At 74.8% G+C, this 17,367-nt stretch carries 11 protein-coding genes; 5 read left to right on the top strand and 6 right to left on the bottom strand.

The window, feature by feature from the left end:
• Positions 1-38 precede the first annotated feature (38 nt).
• Positions 39-2,075, bottom strand: a complete 2,037-nt coding sequence (locus UIS43_RS08080) for an alpha/beta fold hydrolase (RefSeq protein ID WP_370012919.1) — start codon at positions 2,073-2,075, stop codon at positions 39-41.
• A 308-nt stretch (positions 2,076-2,383) separates the two neighbouring features.
• On the bottom strand, positions 2,384-3,403 hold the full coding sequence (locus UIS43_RS08085) for a ferrochelatase (protein ID WP_071622387.1): 1,020 nt from the start codon (positions 3,401-3,403) through the stop codon (positions 2,384-2,386).
• Positions 3,404-3,549: 146 nt separating this feature from the next.
• On the opposite strand from UIS43_RS08085, the gene UIS43_RS08090 reads away from it, so the two are divergent.
• The gene (locus UIS43_RS08090; RefSeq protein ID WP_013153908.1) at positions 3,550-4,848 is read left to right on the top strand and encodes a D-arabinono-1,4-lactone oxidase; all 1,299 of its coding nucleotides are present in this window, start codon (positions 3,550-3,552) and stop codon (positions 4,846-4,848) included.
• Positions 4,849-4,938: 90 nt separating this feature from the next.
• On the opposite strand, the gene UIS43_RS08095 is transcribed toward UIS43_RS08090, so the two are convergent.
• Positions 4,939-6,012: a hypothetical protein gene (locus UIS43_RS08095; RefSeq protein WP_370012920.1), complete on the bottom strand. Its 1,074-nt coding sequence runs from the start codon at positions 6,010-6,012 to the stop codon at positions 4,939-4,941.
• 571 nt (positions 6,013-6,583) lie between these two features.
• Between UIS43_RS08095 and sepH the strand changes: the two genes are divergently transcribed.
• Positions 6,584-8,041: a septation protein SepH gene (gene sepH, locus UIS43_RS08100; RefSeq protein ID WP_013153910.1), complete on the top strand. Its 1,458-nt coding sequence runs from the start codon at positions 6,584-6,586 to the stop codon at positions 8,039-8,041.
• A 55-nt stretch (positions 8,042-8,096) separates the two neighbouring features.
• On the opposite strand, the gene UIS43_RS08105 is transcribed toward sepH, so the two are convergent.
• The gene (locus tag UIS43_RS08105; protein ID WP_370012921.1) at positions 8,097-10,028 is read right to left on the bottom strand and encodes a PH domain-containing protein; all 1,932 of its coding nucleotides are present in this window, start codon (positions 10,026-10,028) and stop codon (positions 8,097-8,099) included.
• A complete protein-coding gene (locus UIS43_RS08110; RefSeq protein WP_081461781.1) occupies positions 10,028-10,600 on the bottom strand; it encodes a PH domain-containing protein in 573 nt (190 codons plus the stop codon). Before UIS43_RS08110 ends, UIS43_RS08105 begins: the two co-directional genes overlap by 1 nt.
• Before the next feature lie 189 nt (positions 10,601-10,789).
• Between UIS43_RS08110 and UIS43_RS08115 the strand changes: the two genes are divergently transcribed.
• Together UIS43_RS08115 and UIS43_RS08120 are read left to right on the top strand one after the other, a co-directional pair.
• Positions 10,790-11,764 (top strand): ATP-binding cassette domain-containing protein, encoded by a 975-nt coding sequence (locus tag UIS43_RS08115; protein ID WP_370012922.1) that lies wholly within the window; start codon positions 10,790-10,792, stop codon positions 11,762-11,764.
• Entirely contained in the window at positions 11,761-12,594 is an 834-nt protein-coding gene (locus UIS43_RS08120; protein WP_041552777.1) for an ABC transporter permease, read from the top strand. Before UIS43_RS08115 ends, UIS43_RS08120 begins: the two co-directional genes overlap by 4 nt.
• 168 nt (positions 12,595-12,762) lie before the next feature.
• Here the strand turns inward: UIS43_RS08120 and UIS43_RS08125 are convergent, their stop codons facing one another.
• Positions 12,763-16,047: a BTAD domain-containing putative transcriptional regulator gene (locus UIS43_RS08125; RefSeq protein WP_370012923.1), complete on the bottom strand. Its 3,285-nt coding sequence runs from the start codon at positions 16,045-16,047 to the stop codon at positions 12,763-12,765.
• Between the two features lie 310 nt (positions 16,048-16,357).
• Here UIS43_RS08125 and UIS43_RS08130 point away from each other — a divergent pair, with 310 nt between their 5' ends.
• On the top strand, positions 16,358-17,014 hold the full coding sequence (locus UIS43_RS08130) for a YbhB/YbcL family Raf kinase inhibitor-like protein (protein ID WP_013153917.1): 657 nt from the start codon (positions 16,358-16,360) through the stop codon (positions 17,012-17,014).
• The last annotated feature ends 353 nt before the right edge of the window (positions 17,015-17,367 follow it).

The following is a 17,367-nucleotide window of genomic DNA, read 5'->3' on the forward strand; positions in this document are numbered from 1 at the left end:
CCGGGACCGCGGTCGCGGCCCCGGCCGGGGTGGGCGGCTCAGAGCAGTTCGGGCCTGCTCCACTCCTTGCCGTGCACGTGGTGGTCGAGGAAGGCGAAGACCGTCTCGTACCAGATCCGGGCGTTCCCCGGGGTGAGGATCCAGTGGTTCTCGTCCGGGAAGTACAGGAACTTGGCGTCCACCTCGTGCAGCATCAGGTCGCGCCACAGGCGCAGGCCCTCGGAGATGGGCACCCGGTAGTCCTTGTCGCCGTGGATGACGAGCATCGGGGTGCGGATGCGGTCCGCGTGCAGGTGCGGGGAGTTGAGGGTGTAGCGCTCGGGGCGCTCCAGCGGGGTGCCGAACTCGCGCTCCCACACCGGCGGGTAGTCGGTGGTGCCGTTGAAGCCGTCCAGGCCCCACAGGGAGGCGTGGGAGACGATGGCCCTGAACCGGTCGGTGTGCCCGGCGATCCAGTTGGCCATGTAGCCGCCGAAGGAGCCGCCCATCATGGCGGTGCGCTCGGCGTCGATGTCCTCGCGCGCCTCGGCGGCGTCGGTGACGGCCATGACGTCGGCGAAGGTGCGCGGCCCCCACTGGCCCCAGGCGCGGCGGAGCATGTCCTGGCCGTAGCCGGTGGACAGGGCGGGGTCGGGCAGCAGGACGGCGTAGCCGCGCGCGGCGAGCAGCCACGGGTTCCAGCGCCAGGACCAGCCGTTGAAGCTCATGTAGGGGCCGCCGTGGACCCAGAGCATGAGCGGGGCGGGCGAGTCGGCCGAGGCCTCCTCGGGCAGCACCAGCCAGGAGCGGACCGGGGTGCCGTCGTCGGCGGTGGCCTCGATCTCGGTGAGGGTGCCGGGCATGGTGAGCTCGGAGCCGGGGGTGCGCAGGTGCACGGGCTGGCCGTCGGCGGCGTCGGCGGCCAGGCGCACGGGCGCGGGCGGGGCGTCCCAGGCGTCGCGCAGGGCGTAGACGTGGCGGCCGTCGGGGGACGGGTTGAGGTTGCTGTAGGCGCCGTGGTCGCCGGTGACGCGGGTGAGCGCGCCGCTGGCCAGGTCGATCCGGAAGACGGGCCGGCGGCCGCCGTGGTCGGCGACGAGGAACACCGCGCCGGAGTCGGCGGCCCAGGCGAGTTCGCGGGGCCACAGCTCGTGGTCGGCGAGCAGGTCGCGGCCCTGTCCGGTGGCCAGGTCGACCAGCCAGGCGGTCTCGTCCCGGGGTTCGCCGTCGTAGTCGCCCTGGGAGCTGCGCACGAGCAGGACGTGGCGGCCGTCGGGGGAGACGAGCGGGCTGTCGAAGTCGTGGTCGGGGTCGGTGGCCAGGGTGCGGCGCCGGCCCGTGGCGGTGTCGATGGCGACGACGTCGGTGCGCCGGGCGCCCCGGCCGACGGGGACCTGCCACTCGGTGACCAGGGTGGTGCCGTCGGGGGTGAGATCGCCGCTCGCGCCCAGGAGCGCCATTCCCGCGTCGGGGGTCAGGTCGCGCGGGTCGCCGAGCCTGGAGTCCTCGTCCGCGGGCGGTTCGGCGACCAGGTAGCGGGGGTGTCCGGGGCCGATGTCGCTGTCCCAGGAGCGCACGGGCAGCGCCTCGTGCAGGATGGCGGTGACCCCGGCCTCCTCGCGGGCCTTGCGCGCCTCCCTGTCGGCCTCCTCGTCCTCGCTGCGGGGGAGGGTGTCGGCAGTGAGGGCGACCAGTCCGGAGTCGCGGGCGACCGTGAAGGAGCCGATGCCGCCGGGGCGGGAGGCGACCTGGCGGGCCTCGCCGCCGTCTGCGGGCAGGAGCCACAGGGCGGTGCGGGCCTTGGCGTCGGCCTCGGCCTCGGGGTCGGGGCGGCCGGTGGTGAACAGGACAGAGCCGTCGGGGAGGAAGCCGACGCCGCTCTCGCCCTTGGCCGAGCGGGTGAGGCGTCTGGGGGCGCGCCCGCCCTCGGACTCGGGGGCGGTGTCGATCTCCCACAGGGCGCTGCGGAAGGACTTGGCGTCGGGGGCGGGGCCGCTGACGGGCGCGACCAGACGGGTTCCGTCCGGCGAGAGGCGCAGTCCGTTGACACGGCGAAGTCGGACGTACTCCGGCAGTTCATACCAGGAACGGACCAAGACACATACTCCCTGAACGTCGGCGTGGGGTCGGGGCGGACACCGTCGAGCGGGCCGTGGGGCGACTGTGGTCCCCCGCCCCCGCGGGCGGTGTCAGCAGCGTTTACCCACCTTCCCACACGTCCGGGACGGCGGGTCGGGTCGGGGCGCGCATCCCGTGAGGGGCCGCGGGAGGCCCTCCACTCCAGGATGACCCGCCCGGGGCCGTCGCACCAAGCCCTTTCGCCGATCCGTGGACGACCCCGCGCCGGGCCGCGCCGGGACCGCCGGCCGACGGCGGGGACCCGTCGGCCGCGCGGTTCAGCGCCTCAGGCCGGGCACGAGCAGCCGGTGCAGCGCGCGAGCGAGCTCAGGCGCCGGGGTTCGGCCCGTTCGGCGTACTCGCGGACCAGGTCGGTCACCATGGACACGAACGCGGGGTGCGTGCCGGGGCTGAGCGCGCGCTCGTAGCCGACGCCGAGCTTCTTGGCGGTGTCGCGGGCCTCCACGTCGAGGTCGAACTTGACCTCCATGTGGTCGGAGACGAAGCCGTGCGGGACCACGACCACGGCGGGCACGCCCTCGGCGGCCAGTTCCTCGATGCGGTCGTTGACGTCGGGCTCCAGCCAGGGCTGGCTGGGCGGGCCGCTGCGGCTCTGGTAGACGACCTCGTACGGGTAGTCGCGGTCGAGCCGCCCGGCCACCAGACGCGCCACCTCGGCCAGCTGGGCGCCGTAGGCCCCCTCGGGGCCGAAGGCCTGTCCGGAACCGCCGCTGGCCTCGGCCATCGTCGTGGGGATGGAGTGCGCGGAGAAGAGCAGGTGCGCGCCCTCGCGCTGCTCCGCGGGCAGGGCGTCCAGGGCGGCGCGGGTGTGCTCGACCAGCGGTTCGACGAACCCCGGGTGGTCGTAGAAGGGCCGGATGAGGTCCACCTCGGGGGCGTCCTCGCCCAGCGCGGCGCGGGCGCGGGCGATGTCCTCCTCGTAGGCGGTGCGGCTGGACCAGTTGCAGTACGCGGAGGTGGGCAGCGCCAGGATGCGGCGCACGCCGTCCTCCTTCATCCGGGCGAGGGTGTCGGTGAGCATCGGGGCCCAGAACCGGTTGCCCCAGTAGACGGGCAGGTCGATCCCGTTGGCGGCGAAGTCGGCGGTGACCGCGGCGAGCAGGTCGCGGCACTGCTGGTTGATCGGGCTGACACCGCCGAAGAGGAAGTAGTGCTCGCCGACCTCGGCCAGCCGCTCACGGGGGATGTTGCGGCCCCGGGTGACGTTCTCCAGGAACGGGATGACCTCGTCCTCCCCCTCCGGGCCGCCGAAGGAGATCAGCAAAAACGCGTCGTAGTAGCTCACAGCTCTTATGAAACCAGCTTCGCCGGACCGGCTCGCGCGACCCCCCGGATGCGTGTCCTGTGGTCTTGGCCTCCTCCCCGCCCGGGGGCCGTGTCCGGGGGAACCCGGCTCTGGCCGCGCGGGTGACCGGTCGGTAATGTCACCGCATGACAGATGTGATGTGGCACACATGGGCGGGCACCCACCGGGCCCGGCCCAGGCGCACGGCGGCTCCGGGGAGCACCGCGGAGGTCGCCGCGGCGGTCTCCTCGGCCGCCGCCGAGGACCTGCGCGTCCGCATGGTCGGCACGGGTCACTCCTTCACCGACGTGGCCGTCACCGACGGCCTCCTCCTCTCCCCCACCTCCTTGACCCGGGTGCGCTCGGTCGATCCCGCGGCGGGCACGGCCACCGTCGAGGCGGGCCTGCCCCTGTGCGACTTCAACGACGTGCTGGCCGGGCACGGGGCGGCCCTGGCCAACATGGGCGACATCGCCGTGCAGACCATGGCGGGCGCGGTGCAGACCGGCACCCACGGCACCGGCCGGGACGCGGGCGGGCTGGCCGCGCAGGTGGTCGGCATGGAGATGGTGCTCGCCGACGGTTCGGTGGTGGAGTGCTCGGCCGAGCGGGAGCCGGAGCTGTTCCAGGCGGCGCGGGTGGGCCTGGGCGCCTTCGGCGTGGTCACCGCGCTGACCATGGCGGTGCGCCCGGCCTTCCTGCTGCACGCGCGCGAGGAGCCCATGCGGTTGGAGGAGGTGCTGGAGCGCCTGCCGGAGCTACGCGCCGACAACGACCACTTCGAGTTCTACTGGTTTCCCCACACCGGCAACACCAACACCAAGCGCAACAACATCAGCGCGGGCCCGGCCCGGCCGCTCTCGCCCTTCCGCGCCTGGCTGGACGACGAGTTCCTGTCCAACACGCTCTTCGAGGGCGTCAACCGGGTGTGCCGCCGCTTCCCCCGCGCGGTGCCCGCGGTGAACCGGGTCAGCTCGCGCGCGCTGACGGCGCGCAGCTACACCGACGCCTCGTACCGGGTGTTCGCCTCGGTGCGCGACGTGCGGTTCGTGGAGATGGAGTACGCGATCCCCGCCGAGCACCTGGCCGACGTGCTGCGCGAGGCCGGGTCGATCGTGGACCGGGGCGGCCACCGGGTGAGCTTCCCGGTGGAGGTGCGCTTCGCCCCGGCCGACGACGTGTGGCTGTCCACCGCCTACGGGCGCGACACCGCCTACGTGGCGGTGCACATGTACCAGGGCACCCCCTACGACGCCTACTTCGCCGACCTGGAGGCGCTGTTCACCTCCGTGGGCGGGCGCCCCCACTGGGGCAAGATGCACACGCGCGACCGCTCCTACCTGGAGGGTGTCTACCCGATGCTGGGCCGGGCCCTGGCGGTGCGGGACCGCGTGGACCCCGGGCGCCGGTTCGGCAACGCCTACCTGGAGCGGGTGCTGGAGTAGCCGCGCGGCACGACCGGCCCCGGGCGCCGCGCGGCGGCCGGCCCCGACCGTCCCCCGACGGCTGAGGGGCCCGGCCGCCGCGAGGCGCGCTCAGCCGGTCTGGGGCACGGCGGGCGGGGGCGCGGGGACGGCCTCCTCGCCGCCCTGTCCGCCGGTCCCGGGGCCGGGGACCTGCCCGCCCGGGTCCTGGGTCCCGCCGCCGTCCTCCGGCGGTGCGGTGGGCCCGGTGGTCCCGCCGGTGCCGCCGGGGACCTCCTCCTCCGTGACGCCGCCCTCGCCGGTCCCGTCGTCCCCGGGCGCTTCGGTCTCGGGGGCGGGCTCGGTCGGCTGGCCGGTGCCCGGGACCTGCTCCTGCTCCCCGGGCGAGGGGTCGGGGGTGTCGTCGCCGGTCCCCTGGTTCTCGGGCTCGTCCTCCTCGGCCGGGGGCGCGGAGGTGGAGCCGCCGAACAGCGTGGGCGCGCTGGGCTCCTCCGAGCCCTGGGTCCAGGAGGTCAGGGAGCGCCCGGTGAACAGCTCGAACACCAGGATGACCAGCATGACCAGGGCGAAGACCGCGGCGGCCGGGATGACCAGGGAGCGCCAGCCGCGCCGCCGACCGCCCTCGCGTTCGCCGGCGCTCCCGGCTTCGCCGTCGGAGCCGCCGTGATCACCGGAGTCGTCCGCGCCCGGAGGCCACGGGCCGACGGCGGGCATCCGCGCGGTGGCGCCGGGGTCGGCCGGGGTCCGGGTCCGGCCGTCCAGCGCGGGCAGGGCCATGGTGCGGGTGGCGTCGGCGTCCTCCTCAGCGGTCCCGGTCTCGGAGACCTGCCGGAGCAGGGCGGTCTCGGAGATGCCCTCGGGCGGCGGCGCCACCGGGGCCCCCGGGGCGTTGGGTACCTCAGCGGCGCCCCGGGGACCGGAGGCCCGACCGGCCAACTGCCTGGCCTGCTCGCCGCCGCGTGAGAACCAGTGCTGCAACAGCGGGCTGACGAGTGTGCTGAGCGCGGCCATGACGGCGGCGCCGATGACCGTGCCGTACACGTTCAGGTAGGAGGCCGCGGTGGCCGCGGCCAGCGTCGCGGCTCCGGCACCGGCGACCTGGGAGACGCTCAGGTCGAACTTCTTCCTTCCCTTGGCGTCCTCCTCCCCTTCTTCCTGGTCGTCGTGGTGTGCGGTCCGACCCATCCGGTCGTCCCCCCTTCGTCGGCCGCGCACGGGCGCGACGGGACTGTCAGCGCGGGATGGGCGTGTGGTGGGGCATACAACCCCACAGACCCCGAACTTCACATTTCGCCCATAGCTTGATAACTCAGGCTAAGGGCGACAGGTTTCCGATAACGCCATGAAATAAGAAGCATCACTCTCTGGTACACATCGGCGTGTCGAGTTGCGTCCCGGAGGGTCCGTGTACCCGTGGAACGGTCCGGGATCGGAGTTTTTCCCAGACCTGGGGTGATTCGGGGGACGCGGGATACCATCACGGCTGAGCCCTCGTGCGGGATCGGCGACATTCCCCCGCGATCGCTCCCGGTCGCGGAAGGGTCAGCGTGCCAAGATTGGCACCGAAGCGACCGTGAGGGCCCCGGGTACCCCCGGGGCGGCTCCCACCGCGGCGACAGCCGCGGATCGGGAGGCGGGCACACAGTTCGGACATGCCGGGCGCGGTACTGGCCGAACAGTTGTCGGCCGACCAGACTTGGAGAACGCGGGGGTGGGTCGCGGGACCTGCCCTCGACGGGACGCGAAAGGGAGGGCGATGCACGAGCTTCGCCTCGTGGCCGTGAGCGAGGACGGCACCTACCTGGTGCTCGCCAGCGCCGGCCGTGGAACCCGTTTCACGCTGCCCGTCGACGACCGCCTCCGCGCCGCAGTACGCGGCCAGTTCTCCCGGCTCGGCCAGTACGAGATCGAAGTGGAGAATCCGTTGCGCCCCAAGGAAATCCAGGCCCGTATCCGGTCCGGCGAGACCGCGGAGGCCATCTCCGAGATCTCCGGTATCCCCATCGAGAGGGTCCGCTGGTTCGAGGGCCCCGTCCTCCAGGAACGCGAGTACATCGCCCAGCAGGCCCAGCGCGCGAGCGTGCGCGCGCACGGCGACGCCGCCCCGGGCCCCTCCCTGGAGGAGTTGGTCACCAAGCGGATCGGCGCGCACCAGTTGGAGACCGGTGACGCGGCGTGGGACTCGTGGAAGCGCGAGGACCGGTCCTGGCAGCTCAAGCTCGTGTTCCTGCACGGCGGCGAGGAGCGCGTCGCCCACTGGCTGTACGAGCCCAGACACAACAGCGTGGCCCCCGCCGACGAGGAGGCCGCCCGGTTCTCCTCACCCGACCCCGAACCCGTCTCCTCCCCCGGCGCGACCGTGACGCCCTTCGCCCCGCGCCGCACCGAGACCGCCTCGGACCTGCCCCGGTCCGAGTCCCAGCCGTCCTCCGAGCGCGAACGCCCCGCTCCCCTGCGCCCGTCCTCCGCCGCGCACCGGGACGAGCCGCCGCGCCCGGCGCCGCCCGCGCGTCCGGCCGCCGCCGAGCGCCACCCCGCCGAACGCCGTCCCGTCGAGCGGGAGCGGGCTCCGGAGCGGCCCGCCGAGCGCGAGCGGGCCACCGGACGCCAGCCACTGGAGTGGGACCGCTACCCGGAGCCGCAGGCGGAGCGGTACGAGCGGCCGCGCAGGGAACAGCCCGTCGAGCGCCCCGCCGCGCGGGCGGAACCCGAGCGCTGGCCCGCGTACGAGCGCGGGGCCGAGCCCGAGCGGCGGACGCGGAGCGAACGCTGGTCCGAGTCCGAGCGCTGGCCCGAGACCGAGCGCTGGCCCGAGACCGCCGCCCGCGACGAGCCCCCGGCACAGGAGCGCCACCGCCCCGAGCGGCGGACCGAACCGGCCGCCTACGACGAGCCGGCGGTCGAGGAACAGCGCCGCCCCGAACGCCGGGCGGACTGGCCGGAGGCCCGTCCCGCCAGGCCGGTCGAGCCCGAGGCCGCCCCGCCCGCCGCGGAGGGCCCCGCCCAGCAGCGTCCGGCCCCGCGCCGCCGCCGCGCCACCATCGACCTCAACGACAACGGCGTCCCCCGCCGCGCCGCCGAGCAGCCGCCGGCGGCCGCGGTCCCGGCCGCCGCCAACAGCGGCCCTTCCGCGGCCAAGCGCAAGGGACGCGGCCGACGCGCCTCGGTCCCGTCGTGGGACGAGATCATGTTCGGCTCCAAGAAGGACGAGTAGGGCGCTCCCGCGTCCGCGGGGAGGGGTCGGCCGCACGGTGCGGCCGGCCCCTCCCTCACGTCCGCTCCGGTCCGCGCGGGTCCGGCCGCACGCCCCCGCCGTCCGGCCCCGCGTCCCGCGGGTCGATGAGGAAGGGGCGCACCATCTCGGGGGTGACCCGGGCGGCGAAGGCCACCGACTCCTCGAACGAGGCGTCCTGCGCGGTGTAGCCGCCCGCGCCCGCGCCGACCGTGACCTGGAGGTCGGCCAGCGAGGACGGGCGCTGGAAGAGGGTCTGGGTCCAGGTCCAGCCGATCACCGCCGAGTGCTCCACCGTCGCCTGGGAGCGGCGCAGCGAGCCCGAGCGCACGCTCACCCGCTCGCCGTCGTGGCCGTGGCCCAGGGAGCGGTACCGGTCCACGCCCAGGGGCGCGCCCAGCACCGCCAGGACTCCGGCCGCCCAGGCCAGCCACGCCGCGTCCACGGCCAGGGCGACCGCCAGGAGCAGCACGAAAGGCCCCGAGGAGCGGGTCAGACGGCGGTACAGGGCGGCGCGCGGATGCCGGTTCAGGCCGCCCCGGTACCGGGCCAGCGCGCGGTCCACGACGTCCTCGACCACCGTGCGGGGCCCGATCGGCAGCAGCACCGCGCGGTTGGCGGTGTCGCCCAGCCCGGTGACGATGGCCCGCAGGCGCACCGCCCCGCGCAGGCGTTCGAGGGGGTTGTCCAGGAGCTCGTACCCGCGGATGCGGCGCTTCTCCAGCGTCACGCTGCGCCGGGTGAGCAGTCCCCGCTCGGCGACCAGGGAGCCGTCGCGTTCCCTGAGGGTGAAGCCCCAGTGGGTGAGCGCGTAGGAGACCACCGCGAACACCGGCATCAGGAGCACCAGCGCACCGGCGAAGAGGGCCGCGGACAGCAGGATCAGGTTGTGGTCGGAGGTGGTCACCCAGTCCACGAAGTAGTCGGTGGCCAGTTCCCCCGCGGTCTGCTGGACCATCCCGAACAGGGTGGCCAGGACCGCGAACGGGGTGAGCAGGTACCCCAGGCTCAGCGTCCCGTACAGGTACCACGAGCGGGGCATGGCGAAGTGGGTGACGGTGTCGTCGCCCCCGGGGGCCCCGGGCGTCCCCCCGGGTTCCGGGGCGCCCTCGCCCGTGCCGGGCCCGCCCGGCTCGGCGGGTGACGCGACGGCCCCGGTCCCGCGACCGGTGAGCACCGCCCTGCGGTGCAGCAGCACCCGGCGCAGGCGGTCTGCCTCGCCCGCCGACACGGCGTCGAGCTTGCCGTCCTCGGTTGCGCCCGCGGAGCCCGCGGCGGCCTCGACGTGGACCACGGCCACGCCCAGCAGCCGGTGCAGCAGGGTGCTGGTGACGTCCACGCCACGCACCCGCTCCAGCGGGATGGTGCGCTGGGAGCGGCGGAGCAGGCCCCGGCGGATCTCCAGCCGGTCCCCGGCGACCTCGTAACGGGTGGTGCGCCAGGTGACGATCCCGCCCACGAGCAGGGCCACGACGGTCGCTCCCGTGGCGGCGAGCACCCAGGCGTTGAACCCGCCGAGCACCAGCCCGGCGATGATCGGCACCAGGAGCCCCCTGAGCTGGTTGATGGGGCCCACGACCACGCTGCGGGGGCTGAGGCGGCGGGCGCGCTCGGCGCCGAAGGCCTCCGCGCCCCCGCCGTCCTGCCCGCCCCACCAGTCGCGGGGGCCGTCGGGACGCTCCCGTCCGGGCTCCGGGGGTGTCTCGGGGCCGGGGAGCGCGTGGGCGCCCGGGTCCTGGAAGGCGTGGGCGCCGGAGCCCGTGGGCGTGTGGGCGCCGGGGCTCCAGGACGCTTCGGGCCCTGAGCCCCGGGTCGCGTGGGAGCCGGGGATCCAGGGAGCCCGGGGGTCGGCGGCCTCCTCCGCACCCCGGTCCGAGTGCGCGGGGCCGCTTCCGGGGGCGACCCAGCCGCCGTGGTCGTCGGGCCCGGCCGGGTCCGGCGGGCCGTGGTGTTCGCCGTGTCCGTCCATCAGGTCGCGTCGTCCCGCAGCGTACCGGCGCGCACGGCCAGTTCCTCGCTCAGCAGGCGCGCCTCCTCGGCGTCCAGCCCCTCGATCGTGGACGACCCGGCGTAGGAGGCGGTCTGCACCTCCAGCGTCGCCACGCCGAACAGGCGCTCCAGCCACCCCTGCGTGTGGTCCACCGTCTGCAGGCGGTTGACCGGGACCAGCTGCCAGGAGCGGCTGACCCAGCCCGCCCGGGTGTAGATGACGTCCCCGGCCACCTCCCAGCGGTGCACCCGGTACCTCCACGAGGGGACGACGGCGATCCTGACCAGGGCGTAGAGCGCGTAGACCCCCGGCAGCAGCCAGGCGTTGTCCCTCGCCCACGGGGGGATCCACGCCCAGTCCAGCGACGAGGCCGCCCAGGCGACCGCCGACAGCATGAGCAGGACGACCACGCTGGCGAACATCAGGCGCAGGGTCCACACACCGATCGCCCGGCCGCTCACGCGGCGCAGCGGCGGACGCAGCCGCGCGGTCGCCTCGTGCCCGGAGGGTCGCGGCGGCTCCTGGGGGCCGGGGGTTGCGGGGGTGTCCATCACGCGCACGAGTCTAGGGCCTCGCCCCGCGCCCGCCCCTTCCACCGCGGGCCGCCGACGGAAGGCGCACGCCCTGACACGCGCTGACGAAGACGTCCGTTTCCTGGAGGTTTCTCCGTCAGGCGCTGTCAGCGTTCTGTCAGACCGGTTGGCCAGACTTGACAGCAGACGTTGACATCTGGAGGAGCGATGACTGACGCCATCCGCGCGGAGGGCCTGGTCAAGCAGTTCAAGGGCAAACGGGCCCTGGACGGCGTGGACCTGAGGGCCAGGACGGGGGCCGTGCTGGGCGTCCTGGGACCCAACGGCTCCGGGAAGACCACGACGGTGCGCATCCTGGCGACCCTGCTGCGCCCCGACGAGGGGCACGCCGAGGTGGGCGGCTTCGACGTGGCGCGCCAGCCCCACGAGGTGCGCCGCCTGATCGGGCTGACCGGCCAGTACGCGGCGGTCGACGCCGACCTGACCGGAACCCAGAACCTCGTGCTGATCGCCCGGCTGCTGGGCTTCGACCGGGCCGGGGCGCGGGCGCGCTCGGCGGAGCTGATGGAGCGCTTCGAGCTCTCCGACGCCGCCGACCGCCCCGCCAAGACCTACTCGGGCGGTATGCGCCGACGGCTGGACCTGGCCGCGAGCCTGGTCGGCCGCCCGTCGCTGCTGTATCTGGACGAGCCGACCACCGGCCTGGACCCGCACAGCCGCAACGGGCTGTGGGACGTGGTGCGCGGCCTGGTCGACGACGGCGTGACCGTCCTGCTCACCACCCAGTACCTGGAGGAGGCCGACCAGCTGGCCGACGACCTCATGGTGCTCGACCACGGCCGGGTGATCAGCGAGGGCACGCCCGAGGAGCTCAAGAGCCGGGCGGGCAACCAGGTGCTGGAGGTGCGCACCGTCGAGACCGGACAGCTGTCCCTGGCCACCGGGATCATCGAGGCGGTCACCAGCACGCCGGTGACCTCCGACGGGCTGCTGGCCAGCGTCCCGGTCACCGACTCGGCGGTCCTGCCCGAGGTGGTGCGCCGCCTGGACGAGCAGGGCGTGGCCGTCGCCGAGCTGTCACTGCGCAAGCCCAGCCTGGACGAGGTCTTCCTCGCCCTGACCGGGCACGCCGCCGAGGAGGAGGCCCCCCGGGGGGCCGTTGACGAAGGGACACGAGCTTGAGCGCCGTGACGACCCGGACGCCGTCGGCGCGGCCGGATGACGCGCCGACCACCCCGAAGCGGATCAGTCCGCTGATCACCGTGCGCAACGGCCTGCAACTGGCCTGGCGCAGCGTACTGAAGATCAAGGCCAACCCCGAAGAGGTCTTCGGGTTGATGTTGCAGCCGGTCATGTTCGTGACCCTGTTCGTCTTCGTCTTCGGACAGGCGATGATGGGCGACTGGCAGTCCTACCGCGACTTCCTGATGCCCGGCATCATCGCCCAGTCGGTCATCTTCGCCACGCTGGGCACCGGCTTCTCCCTCAGCGAGGACGTGGAGAAGGGCATCTTCGACCGGTTCCGGTCGCTGCCCATCGCCCGCTCGGCCCCGCTGACGGGCGCCATCCTCGGCGACCTGGTCCGGTACTCGATCACCGTGGTGATGGTGCTGGTGGTGGGCATGGCCATCGGGTTCCGCCCCGAGGGCGGCGTGGTGGGCGTGGTCGCGGCGGCCGCCCTGGTGCTGCTGTTCGCGTTCGCCCTGTGCTGGATGTCGGCCTTCATCGGCATGATCGTGCGCACCCCGATGGCGGTGCAGGCGTTCGGGATGATCCTGATGTTCCCGCTGACCTTCAGCAGCTCGGCGTTCGTCAGCCCCGACGACATGCCCAGCTGGCTGCGGGTGGTGGCCGCCAACAACCCGGTCACCCACGTCGTGGACGCCATGCGCGCCCTGATGCTGGGTTCGGGCGAGGCCACCGGCCCGGTGCTGTGGACCGTGGTGTGGGCCGCGATCATCACCGCGGTCTTCTTCCCGCTGGCGGTGTGGGCCTACCGGCGCCGCACCTGACCGGTTCCCGGCCAGAACAGTCGCGCGGCCGCCCCGGCCTCCGGGGCGGCCGCGCGCCGTTCGGCGGCGCCTCCACGGGCGGGGAACGGCTTCCGGGCCACCGCCTCCGCCCCGCCGGAGCACGCACACCCCGCCGGGAGGCCGGCCCCGGGCACGGCTGGCCGAGGGTCAGGCGCGCTCCGCGCCACCGGGCGCGCCCTCGGCCAGCCAGGCGTCCACGAGCCCGTGGATCCGGTCGGCGCTCACATCCCGGACCCCGGCGAGGACGAGGTCGTACTCCCGTCCGCCCAGCTCCCGGCGCGCGCTCTCGCGGGCCCGCACCACGAGGGGCGTGGCGGTGTCGGGCATGCCGCGCAGCACCTCGGCGCAGGCCAGCAGCCAGGCGCCGCGCCGCGGGTCGTGTCCGACGGCCATCACGGCGAAGGTGTCCAGGACCTCCGCGCACACCGGGCCCAGGCCGTGGTCGGCCAGCCGCCAGGCGCGCCGGGCGTGTTCCCAGGCCTCCCCGGTGTCACCGGCCCTCCAGGCGACGGTCGTGTACAGGGTCCGCCAGCCCGCCTCCACGTAGACGGGCGAGAACCCGCCCAGGCCCTTGAGGTCCTCGCCCGCCCGGTCCAGGACCTCGCGGGCCGCGTCCGGCTCCCCCGCCTCCCGCAGCCACTGGCCCTCGGCCAGGCGCAGCAGCACCATCTGTTCCTTCTCCACGGGCCGCTCGGAGCCGAGGAGCCCCCGCAGGTCCTCACGCGCGGCCTCCAGGTCGCCGAGGTCGGTGAGGACCTGGGCCCGGCGGACGCGGAACATCCAGTCCAGCGCCTCCAGCCCCGCCTCCTCGGCCCTGCGCACGCCGAGGGTGAGCAGGTCGCGGCAGCGGTCGAGGTCCTCGAACCGGTACAGGTCCACGGCCTGGACGAGCGCCTGGCACTCGCCCCAGGTGTCGCCGCACGCGCGGAACTGCTCCAGGGCGGCGTTCGCGCGCTCCATGGACCGCCCGGTGCGCCCGTTGACCGCGTCGAACAGGGACAGCAGCACCCCCACGAGGGCCCGCATCCACGGGTCGGCCTGGTCGGCCGCGACGGCGAGGCGTTCGTGGGCGGCGCCGGTCGTCCCCTCCAGCAGCGCCGTGTAGACCAGGCCGTAGACGAGCATGGGGTGCTCCTCGGCCCGCTGTCCGGCCTCTTCCAGGACGGCCTCGACCTCGCGTATGCGCTCCAGCACCGTCTCGTGGTCGGTGGTCGTGTCGGCCCGCTGCAACAGGCAGCTGGCGTAGGCCACGGCGCGCCCCTCGGGCACCCGGTCGCCGACCATGTCCAGGACGTCCACGGCCCACTGGTGGAGCTGGCGCCAGGAGCCGCACAGGGTCCAGTACCACTGGGTGCACTCGACCAGGTCCAGGGCCAGTCCGGCGTCGCGCCGCTCGACGGCCCAGCGCACGGCGGCGCCGCAGTTGTCGGCCTCCGCGGCCAGCCGGGCGAGCAGCTCCCCCTGGCGCGGGCCGCGCAGCAGCGGGTCGGCCCAGCGCCACAGGTCGCGGACGTGGCGGGCGTGCGCGTCGCGCACGCGCTCCTCCTCGCCGCTGCTCGCCAGGCGTTCGGCGGCGTAGGCACGCACGGTCTCCAGTTGCCGGTAGCGGGGCGGGGTGTCGTCACGGTCGGGGTTCTCGGCGACCACGAGGGACTTGTCGACCAGGGCGAACAGGACGGTCCACGCGTCGTGGCCGCCGATCTCCCCCTCGGTGCCGGGGTCGGCGCAGACCCGTTCGACGGCCTCCAGGGTGGCTCCCCCGGCGAAGATCGACAGGCGGCGCAGCAGGCGGCGCTCGGGTTCGTCGAGCAGGTCCCAGCTCCAGTCGACGACGGCGCGCAGGGTGCGGTGGCGCGGCAGCGTCGACCGGGCGCCTCCGGTGAGGAGCCGGAAGCGGTCGCGGAGCCGGTCGGCGAGCTGGGCGGTGCTCATGGAGCGCAGGCGCGCGGCGGCCAGCTCCAGGGCCAGCGGCAGGCCGTCCAGCTCGCGGACGACGCGGACGACGTGGGCGGCGTTGTCGGGGGTGACGCGAAAGCCCGGACGCACGGCGGCGGCGCGTTCGGCGAACAGGATGACCGAGGAGCAGGCGGCGGCCCGGTCGGCGGAGGCCCCCTCGGGCGGCATGTCCAGGGAGGGGACGGTCAGGAGCTGTTCGCCGGGCACCCCCAGGGGTTCGCGCGAGGTGGCCAGGATCCGCAGGCCGGGGCAGCGGGCCAGCAGCGTCGCCACGGCGGAGGCGACCTCCTCGACGATGTGCTCGCAGTTGTCCAGGACGAGGAGGACGGGGCGGTCGCCGACGAAGGAGACCACCCGTTCCAGGAGCGGAACGAGGGTGGCGGGGGCGTTGGGGGCCGCGGAGCGCGCCTGGAGCACGGCGTGCTCGCGCAGCTCCAGCGCGGAGGCCAGTGCCTGGGGGACGTCCGCGGCCGTCCTGGAGGCGAGTTCGACGAACCAGCCGCCGCGGGAGAGCAGGGAGGGAGCCCGCGCGGCCAGCGCGGAGGCGCTCTCGATCGCCAGACGGGTCTTGCCCGCGCCGCCGGGGCCCAGCAGGGTGACCAGGCGTTCGCGGATGAGCAGGTCGACGGCGGTGTCCACCTCGGTGTCGCGCGGCACGAAGCTGGTCAGGGAGGTCGGCAGGCGCAGGGGCGGGGCCGGAGCCGGGGGCGGGGCGGAGGGCTCGGCGGCAGGGGACGCGTCGAGTTCGCCGCGCAGCAGCCTCAGGTGCAGGTCGCGCAGCTGGGGCGAGGGGTCCAGGCCCAGCTCGTCGGCCAGGTGGGAGCGGAAGCGCTCGTAGGCGGCCAGGGCGTCGGCCGTGCGGCCGGTGGCGGCCAGCGCGCGCACGAGGAGCGCGAGGGGGCCCTCGCGGTGCGGCTCGCTTCGGCACAGGGCCTCCGCCTCGGGCAGGACCTCGGCGTACAGCCCGAGGTCGGCCAGGGCGGTCAGGCGGTCCTCCAGGGCCGCTCGGCGGGTCTCGGCCAGGCGCAGCGCCGTGTCCTCGGCCAGACCGTGCGCGGTCAGGTCCGACAGGGCCGGTCCGCGCCACAGGGCGAGGGCCTCGCCCAGGTCGCGGGCGGCGTCGGCGGCCCTGCCCGCGACGAGCCCGGCCCGCCCCCGCCTGACCAGGGACTCGAACTCGGCCAGGTCCACCTGGCCGGGCTCGACCGCCAACCGGTACCCCGACGCGTCCCCGTCGATGCGCGCGCCCTCGCCCAGCGCGCGGCGCAGGCGGGAGACCAGGGCCTGGAGGGCATTGCCCGCCGCAGCGGGCGGGCTCCCCGCCCAGACGGCGTCGGTGAGCTCGTCGTTGGCGATCCGCTGGCCGGGCCGGAGCAGGAGGAGGGTGAGCAGCGTGCGCAGGCGCGCACCGCCGATGGCGACGGGTCGCCCGGTCGCGTCGTGGACCGCCAGGGGCCCGAGGATGGAGAACCGCACCGACCCATGATCACCGATCGTACGGACGGACGCTCTCCGTGAGGAGCCGTTCCCGTCCCGTTCCCGCCGGGCCGCGACCGGCGGGGGCGCGGCCGGGGTCGCGGGCCTCCGCGTCCCGCGCGGGAGCGCACGGGCGCGGACGGGAGACCGAACGCCCGCCTGACCGCAGTAGGGTTCGCTGGGGAACGTGTCGTCGGCGCCCGCCCGCGGAGCCGCCCGTTCCCCGCCGGTCCGGCGCCGGGTCTCCTCCGAGCGCCGCACCCGCGTCACCGAGATGTTCGCCTCCACGGCCCGAAAAGCAGGAGTCCCATTGTTCCCGGCCCTCCCCTTCCCCCGGACCACCGGTGCGCCGAGTGCGGCCCGCCCGTCCCCCGGTACGCGCGCCGGCGCGGTGGCGGCCGGGGCCGTCGTGGCCCTGACCACGGGCTGCGGGATCCTCTCGCCCGCGCAGAACGGCGACATGCCCGACGACATCAACGTCACCAGCCCGCTGATGCAGGAGGGCGAGCCGCTCCCCGCGGCCTACTCCTGCGAGGGCGCGGCCGAGACCACCGCGGAGGGCGGGGACGACACGGGCGACTCCGAGGACCCCGCGGAGGCCCAGCAGGCGTACTCGCCGCCGCTGAGCTGGTCGGGGCTTCCCGACGAGGCCGGGTCGATCGCCCTGGTGGTGGACGATCCGCAGGTGGCGCAGGTGTTCTGGGTGGTCTACGACCTGGACCCCGAACTCGTCGAGCTGCGCCAGAACACCGTTCCGGCCGACGCCAAGCAGGGGCAGAACAGCATCGGCGAGTCCGCCTACGACCCGCCCTGCCCCGAGCCCGACGAGGCCTACGAGTACCGGTTCACCGTGTACGCCCTCCGGGGCCCGCTGGACCTGCCCGAGGGCGCGACGCTGAGCGCCTCGCTGGAGGCGATCGCGGACCAGGCCGTCGCACGCGGTTCGCTGGTCACACGCAGCGAGTGACATAGTTCACCGCGGGCGCTGCCTCCGGATCGGCCCCGGACGACCTGACGGATCCGGGGTCACGGTGATTCCTGGAGGAAGCTCCCGTAGCCCTCTGCACACGGAGCACGACAACGCATACAGTGGGTCTGTGCCCCCCGCCCCATTTCAGATGACCGATACTCGTCCACTCGCCGCGCGGCGCCCTGACCCGAAACCGCACCGGACCGCCTGCGTCCCCCCGCGAGCGCAGGCCGAACCCACCGGATCACCGCGGTCCCCGGAGGTCACCGCCTCCCCTCGACCGGCCTCCTCTCGGCCGGTCACCGGTGCGACCCGGGCGCGGCCGACCTCCCCAAGGTAGTGCGTACACC

The organism is Nocardiopsis sp. LDBS0036 (genome assembly GCF_041228755.1).
Classification (GTDB): domain Bacteria; phylum Actinomycetota; class Actinomycetes; order Streptosporangiales; family Streptosporangiaceae; genus Nocardiopsis; species Nocardiopsis dassonvillei.

Coding starts and splice junctions, on each gene's coding strand:
- UIS43_RS08090 (WP_013153908.1), top strand. CDS start 3,550: ATGACAGATGTGATGTGGCACACATGGGCGGGCACCCACCGGGCCCGG.
- sepH (WP_013153910.1), top strand. CDS start 6,584: ATGCACGAGCTTCGCCTCGTGGCCGTGAGCGAGGACGGCACCTACCTG.
- UIS43_RS08095 (WP_370012920.1), bottom strand. CDS start 6,012: ATGGGTCGGACCGCACACCACGACGACCAGGAAGAAGGGGAGGAGGAC.
- UIS43_RS08115 (WP_370012922.1), top strand. CDS start 10,790: ATGACTGACGCCATCCGCGCGGAGGGCCTGGTCAAGCAGTTCAAGGGC.
- UIS43_RS08110 (WP_081461781.1), bottom strand. CDS start 10,600: ATGGACACCCCCGCAACCCCCGGCCCCCAGGAGCCGCCGCGACCCTCC.
- UIS43_RS08105 (WP_370012921.1), bottom strand. CDS start 10,028: ATGGACGGACACGGCGAACACCACGGCCCGCCGGACCCGGCCGGGCCC.